At 62.5% G+C, this 1229-nt stretch carries 1 protein-coding gene; it reads left to right on the top strand.

Features of this window, described 5'->3' with window-relative positions:
- Positions 1-32 precede the first annotated feature (32 nt).
- A protein-coding gene (locus tag WS91_RS01700) for an IS3 family transposase (protein WP_442854966.1) occupies positions 33-1168 on the top strand; the annotation gives its coding sequence in 2 pieces (ribosomal slippage) (positions 33-297 and positions 297-1168; 1137 coding nt in all).
- The last annotated feature ends 61 nt before the right edge of the window (positions 1169-1229 follow it).

Below are 1229 nucleotides of genomic sequence, written 5' to 3'. Positions count from 1 at the left end.
CCAGCGATAATGCTGGCAAAGGAACCCGAAAGATGACGAAGAGAACCCGACGGACGCACTCAGCGGCGTTCAAAGCGAAGGTGGCGCTGGCCGCGGTCAAAGGCGAGCGGACGCTGGCCGAACTGGCGCAGCAGTTCGATGTGCATCCGAACCAGATCACGGAATGGAAGCGGCAGTTGCAGGAGCGCGCGGCAGACGTGTTTGGCGCGACAGGCGTGCCGTCGAGCGAGCCGCCGGTGGATGTAAAAACGCTGCACGCGAAGATCGGCCAGTTAACGCTGGAGAATGATTTTTTAAGCGGCGCGCTCACCAAGTCGGGATTGCTGAGCGCAAAGCGATGACCGACCGTACGCATGCGCTGCCGGTTTCGAAACAGACGCGGCTGGTTGGCATCGCGAGATCGAGCGCGTATTACCGACCGCAGCCGGTCAGCGAGGCCGATCAGTTGCTGATGCGACGAATCGACGAACTGCACATGGAGTTTCCATTTGCCGGAGCACGGATGCTGGCGCGCCTGTTGCGCCGGGAAGGCCATGAAGTGGGTCGTCGTCGCGTGCGCACGCTGATGAAGCGCATGGGCGTCGAGGCGCTGTACTGCAAGCCGAACACGAGCCGCCGCAACGCACAGCACAAAATCTGGCCGTATCTGCTGCGTGGCCTGAAGATCGAGCGGGCCAACCAGGCGTGGGCACTCGACACGACGTACATTCCGATGGCGCGCGGATTCGTGTATCTGACGGCGGTGGTGGACTGGGCGAGTCGCAAGGTACTCGCGCACCGGGTCGCCATCACGCTGGAAGCCGTGCACGCTGTCGAAGCGCTGGAAGAAGCGTTCGCCCGCTACGGGCTGCCGGACATCGTGAACACCGATCAGGGCAGCCAGTTCACGGCGGGCGCGTTCACCGAGGCCGTGCTGGGCCGGCGCATCCGGCTGTCGATGGACGGCAAGGGAAGCTGGCGCGACAACGTGTTCGTCGAGCGGGTTTGGCGCAGCATCAAGTACGAGGAGGTCTACCTGAAAGCGTACGAGTCGGTCAGCCATGCCCGGCGCTCCATCGGCGACTACATCGAGCTGTACAACCGGAAACGGCCCCATTCGAGCCTGGCGGATCAGACGCCGGATGAGGCATACTTCGCGACGCTGCCTGCGATCAAATCGGCAGCATGATTGCCCCGGACGTTCCACTTAAAAATCTCAGAAAACTGTCCAAACGAGCGAGGCCACCTCT

It is taken from the genome of Burkholderia sp. MSMB1498 (genome assembly GCF_001526245.1).
Lineage (GTDB): Bacteria > Pseudomonadota > Gammaproteobacteria > Burkholderiales > Burkholderiaceae > Burkholderia > Burkholderia savannae.
Note: the sequence above shows the minus strand (reverse complement) of the source record. Positions and strands in the feature narration are given on the sequence as shown.